General features: G+C 67.8%; 5 protein-coding genes and 1 pseudogene. 3 read left to right on the top strand and 3 right to left on the bottom strand.

Going from position 1 to position 4,778, the window contains the following annotated elements; all coding sequences use genetic code 11:
• From U9980_RS09915 to U9980_RS09925, 3 genes and pseudogenes are all read left to right on the top strand, one after another.
• Positions 1–258, top strand: a pseudogene (locus U9980_RS09915) (ArsA family ATPase); the annotation flags it as partial.
• Positions 255–791: a hypothetical protein gene (locus U9980_RS09920; RefSeq protein WP_322767659.1), complete on the top strand. Its 537-nt coding sequence runs from the start codon at positions 255–257 to the stop codon at positions 789–791. The pseudogene U9980_RS09915 and the gene U9980_RS09920, both read left to right, overlap by 4 nt.
• Complete coding sequence (locus tag U9980_RS09925) at positions 788–1,777, top strand: ROK family glucokinase (RefSeq protein ID WP_322767660.1); 990 nt, start codon at positions 788–790, stop codon at positions 1,775–1,777. Before U9980_RS09920 ends, U9980_RS09925 begins: the two co-directional genes overlap by 4 nt.
• Before the next feature lie 89 nt (positions 1,778–1,866).
• Here the strand turns inward: U9980_RS09925 and U9980_RS09930 are convergent, their stop codons facing one another.
• The 3 genes from U9980_RS09930 to U9980_RS09940 form a co-directional block, all read right to left on the bottom strand.
• Positions 1,867–3,123, bottom strand: coding sequence for a TIGR00300 family protein (locus U9980_RS09930; RefSeq protein ID WP_322767661.1), 1,257 nt, complete (start codon positions 3,121–3,123; stop codon positions 1,867–1,869).
• Positions 3,124–3,222: 99 nt separating this feature from the next.
• Positions 3,223–3,594, bottom strand: a complete 372-nt coding sequence (locus U9980_RS09935; protein WP_322767662.1) for a hypothetical protein — start codon at positions 3,592–3,594, stop codon at positions 3,223–3,225.
• Between the two features lie 228 nt (positions 3,595–3,822).
• A complete protein-coding gene (locus U9980_RS09940) occupies positions 3,823–4,656 on the bottom strand; it encodes an alpha/beta hydrolase (protein ID WP_322767663.1) in 834 nt (277 codons plus the stop codon).
• Positions 4,657–4,778 lie beyond the last annotated feature (122 nt).

A 4,778-nucleotide genomic window follows, 5' to 3' on the forward strand; every position in this document is an offset into this window, starting at 1 on the left:
GGCGACGGCGGACCGCTGCGCGTCGAGCGCGCAGGTGACGGTTTCGCGCTCTCGCTGAGTCTGCCGTTCGTGGATCGATCCGAGATCAATCTTGCCCGGATCGGGGATGACGAGCTGATGGTGTCCGTCGGCTCCCAGCGGCGGCTGTTCACCCTGCCCTCAGCGCTGCGCCGGTGTGACGTGCGCGGCGCGGCACTGCGAGACGATCTCCTGATAGTCTCCTTTGTGCCTAATCCAGACCTTTGGGTACGTGTATGACCCCTAACATGGCCGGGCCGCTGGCGCGGGAAGCTGCCCTGTTGGCCGCTGCCCTGCGGGACATGCTTGTCGACCCGACGCTGCACGACGGTACCGCCGGCCACCGCGCGACCGGCGGTACCGACGCGACTGGCGGTACCGCCGGTGTGGGCAGTGATCCTGACGCAGCGGCGGCGGGGCTCGATGGTGAACCGTTGTCTGATCGTGTCGCGGGCAGTGGATGTGGCAGTGGCGCCCATAATGGTTCTTCGGACGGCCATCAGGACAATCGATCTGGTGGGGTTTCGATCGCGGCGTGCCAGGTGTGTCCGGTGTGTCGGCTCGTCGCCATGCTGGCCGCGGGCCGTCCGGAGGTGACAGCGCATCTGTTCGCCGCCGCGACGTCGCTCACCGCGGCGTTGCGGGCAATCCTCGCCGGTCCCGTTTCGGACGTCACCGAAGGCGCCGACGGTCACGATGGGACAGACAGGCAGGCAGGCACCACCGAGCGACCGCGGCCCCGGTCGCGCGTTCAGAGGATCGATGTCGAATGATTGCCGCAACGACGTCGGGGCAGAACCGAACGGAGCCCGGCCTGGTGGTCGGCGTGGATGTCGGCGGAACCAAGGTTGCCGCGGGCGTCGTCGACGCAACCGGGGCGATCCTGGCTTCGGTCCGCTGGCCGACCCCCACCAAGGAGCCGGCCGCGGTGGTCGACTCGATCGTCGCGGCAGTTGATGAACTGCGGGTCGCCGTCGCGCCCCGGCCGCTGGAGGCGATCGGCATCGGAGCGGCCGGCTGGATCGACCGCGAGCGGTCACATATCCTGTTCGCGCCGAACCTCGCGTGGCGTAACGAGCCGCTGCGGGACGATGTGAGCGCCCGGACCGGCCTGCCGGTGGTCGTCGAGAACGACGCGAACGCGATGGCCTGGGGGGAGTACCGGTTCGGCGCCGGCCGCGGTCACGACGACCTGTTGTGCGTCACCGTGGGAACGGGCATCGGCGGCGGGATCGTGCTCGACGGCAGGCTGCACCGGGGACATTTCGGGATCGGTGGGGAGATCGGGCACATGCAGATCGTGCCCGGAGGTCAGCCGTGCGGCTGCGGGAACAGGGGCTGCTTCGAGCAGTATGGGAGTGGTCGCGCACTGCTCCGGACCGCCCATGAGTTGGTCATGGCTTCGCCTGCGGCCGGCCGGCGGATGTTGGAGCTGGCGGACGGCGACATGGCGGGTCTCACCGGTCCGACGATCACCGAGGCCGCCCGGGAGGGCGACCCTCTCGCGGTGAAGTGCTTCGAGGAGGTCGGCAGCTGGCTGGGCCGCGGGCTTGCCAGCCTTGCCAGCGTCCTTGATCCGAGCCGTTTTGTCGTCGGTGGCGGCGTGGCTGAAGCGGGTGATCTTTTGCTCGGCCCGGCCCGGGCGGAGTTTTACTACAATCTGTCAGGTCGCGAACACCGGCCTGCGGCGGAAATTGTCGTGGCGGAGCTCGGGCCGCCGGCTGGGATCATCGGCGCGGCCGACCTGGCCCGAACCTGATCGTTTGTCGTCGCAGACCCCGGACCCGGACCCGGACCCGGGGTCGCGGCCGGGACCGTCCAGGCACACTGCCGTCCGGGCGTGCTGCGTCAACGGTCGCGCCCCGGGACGGGACGGTAGTCGGCGACCAGTTCCTGGGCCAGCTGTTCCAGGAACAGGCCGGTGTCGGTGACGACACCGACAGCCTGGGCGAATCCACGGTCGACCAAGGTGGCGACGTTGCCCGGGTCAATGTCCACACAGGCCACCGGGATGGATGCGGGCAGGATGTTACCGGTCGCCACCGAATGCAGCATCGAGGCGATCATCATCGCGAATCCGACACCGTGCAGGGCCTCGCGCATTGCGCGCTGCCCGGCCAGCACATCGGTGTGGACGTCTGGCAGCGGGCCGTCATCGCGGACCGAGCCGACCAGGACGAACTTCTTGTCGGCTTTGACGATCGCATGCATGATCCCGCCCGTGAGGATGCCGTCCTCAACCGCCGTGGTGATCGAACCGGCGCGCCGGATCGTGTTGATCGCCCGGATGTGCTGTTCGTGACCGCGTTCGGCCGCAGTGCCGCGGGTCGACTCGTTGCCGATCGCCTCTCCGTAGAGGGCCGCCTCTATGTCGAGGGTGGCGAACGCGTTTCCGGAGAACAGCACGTCCACATAGCCCGCCTCGACCAGTGCAACCATGGCGGGAGTGGCCCCGGCCTGGACGACCGCGGGCCCGGTGACCCACAGCACCGAGAAACCCTCGGTCTTGAGTTCGCGGATCTGGCGGGCGATCGTGCGGACCAGAAGAGCCTGGCGTTGTGGTGACATCGGTGTCGTTGACGATGACAGGGACTGGAAGGTTCCATACATCCGCGTCGAGTGGTCGCTGACCGGTAGGACGGCCTTCACGCCGGCCACGCCGCACACGATCATGTCGCCGGCCCGGACCTCGGACACCGGGACGGTCCGCACCCGCCCGCCGGCGACGACCAGGCCGCAGTCCATCTCGGGATGTTCCACCGGCACCCACTGGCTGCCGATGCGGACCATGGTCTCCAGGTTCGTGGTCGCGTAGAAGTCCGAGGGGAACACGCCGTCGCGGTCGGCGGGCCGCAGGACTGCCTCGCCCGGGCTCACGCTGTTGACGCCGTGTACCTGGATGCGCATGAGAATGCGGGAAAGCAGGTTCGCCGAGTCCGCACCAACGATGATCTTCGCGTGTGACTCGTCGTCGTGGCTCTTTCCGAGATCGATGCTCTCGACCTCGTAGTCGCCTCCGTAGCTCAGGACATCGTCGAGTACCCGAGCGAGAACTCCGGTGTCCATCAGGTGACCGTGAATCTCGACCGTTTCGTGGAACCGCACGCAGCCACCCCTTCCGTGACCTGGCCCTGGCGCCGAGGTCTGTCCATCCGAATCCGGGACTAGGGCCTGTCCGATCGACCGATATCCATCGGACAGCCCCTAGAGGACCGCACCGTCGTCGCCGTCGTCGGAATCGGTGGGCGGTCGATCCCCCATCTGTGCTACCAGTGTGACGACTCCGCCCAGCACAAGCATGACTCCGGCTATGTCATGGCTCGTACCGTGCTCGATTCCGGCTACCACCGGCGCGAGCAGGATCCCGACGCCGAGCGCGATGGAGCCCAGCGCCCACCGGGTGACCGGACGCATCCGCGGCAGCGGTGGCGGTGGCGGTGGCGGTGGCTCGTAATGATCAGAGGGATCGTAGGGGTCCGGCTCCTGGCGGGAGCCTGTTGCCTGATGGAAGTCGCTGGTATCCGCCTCGTCGGTCAGGCCCGCGACCAGCGCCGCAAACGCCGTGTCCCACTCCATCGCGTGACTGCCCACAGCGTCGGCCCCGGCTTGTGCCCTGCCCGTAGATCCCGCGTCATCAGCGCATTCTTTGTCAGCGCCTTCGTCAACCGGTCCCTGGCCGGCTGCGTGTTCGTCTGCGGACCGTTTGGCTGCGCAACCGTCATCCGAGGAATGCTCGGGTGCCCGATCCCGGCCCGAGCCATGATCGGGCCCTCTTCGATCGCCGGGCGTCATGTCAGCCATGGCTCAACCCGACAGCGATCCGGGCGGAACCCCGGGCGCGGCGGCACCACGATCGTCCAGCCTTCGGCTTTCAAGCACCGCGTGGGTCTGGACGAACGCGAGACTTTCGTCGAAGATCGTCTGGCGGTCGTTGTCCAGCGTGGCCACGTGATAGCTGTCCTCCAGGACGCGTTCGGAGATGTCGCACGATGTCGCGCCGGCCAGCAGGATCCGTCCGGACGAGGCTTCGACGACGTGGTCGACGCGGCTGCGGAAGGTCAGCACGGGGCACACGACGCGTCCCAGGTCCGGTACCGTCACCCGCCACAGGTCGGTCAGGGAGACGTAGGCCCGCAGCGGCACCCGCTGGTAGGCGATCTCCCGCACACCGCGAGCTTTGATGTCGCTGCCGACCCCGGGTATGCCAGGTATGATCCGGGAGAGTAGTGGGGTGATCGTTGAAATTCTCCGGTCGGTACCGAGGCTCGGGTTGACCGTGACCGCGCCGGCCACGGCCGGACCGTGCACCTCCGCGAGGCGCAGGGCCAGCGTTCCGCCCATGGACAATCCCATGACAAAAACGGTCTTGCAGCGTTCCCGGAGCTGATTGAACGCGGCGTCTGCCGCACCGAACCAGTCCCGCCAGGTTGTGGCGTTCATGTCCTGCCAGCGGGTGCCATGGCCCGGCAGCAGCGGACAGGACACTGTCAGGCCGGCCTGCGCGAGGAACTCGCCCCATGGGCGCATGCTGTGAGGTGTGCCTGTGAATCCGTGGATCAGTAGCACGCCGATACCACCACCGTCGCGCTCAAACGGCTCCGCACCCGGTGTGACCGAACGCTGCGGTCCGCTCGCCATGGTTTCCGCCCTCTCGTCACATGCGTGGGACCGTTCGCCCTCTGTGGGCGCGCGGTTTTTCTCCGTCATCATCGCGCAAACCAGCCTTGCAGCATGCTCGCACGCTCGGGAGACACAGGCCA

The organism is Protofrankia sp. Cr1 (genome assembly GCF_963555865.1).
Classification (GTDB): domain Bacteria; phylum Actinomycetota; class Actinomycetes; order Frankiales; family Frankiaceae; genus Protofrankia.

What these genes read in the sequence shown, in the direction of transcription:
- U9980_RS09920 (WP_322767659.1), top strand. Translation starts at nt 255, where the DNA reads ATGACCCCTAACATGGCCGGGCCGCTGGCGCGGGAAGCTGCCCTGTTG.
- U9980_RS09925 (WP_322767660.1), top strand. Translation starts at nt 788, where the DNA reads ATGATTGCCGCAACGACGTCGGGGCAGAACCGAACGGAGCCCGGCCTG.
- U9980_RS09935 (WP_322767662.1), bottom strand. Translation starts at nt 3,594, where the DNA reads ATGGAGTGGGACACGGCGTTTGCGGCGCTGGTCGCGGGCCTGACCGAC.
- U9980_RS09940 (WP_322767663.1), bottom strand. Translation starts at nt 4,656, where the DNA reads ATGGCGAGCGGACCGCAGCGTTCGGTCACACCGGGTGCGGAGCCGTTT.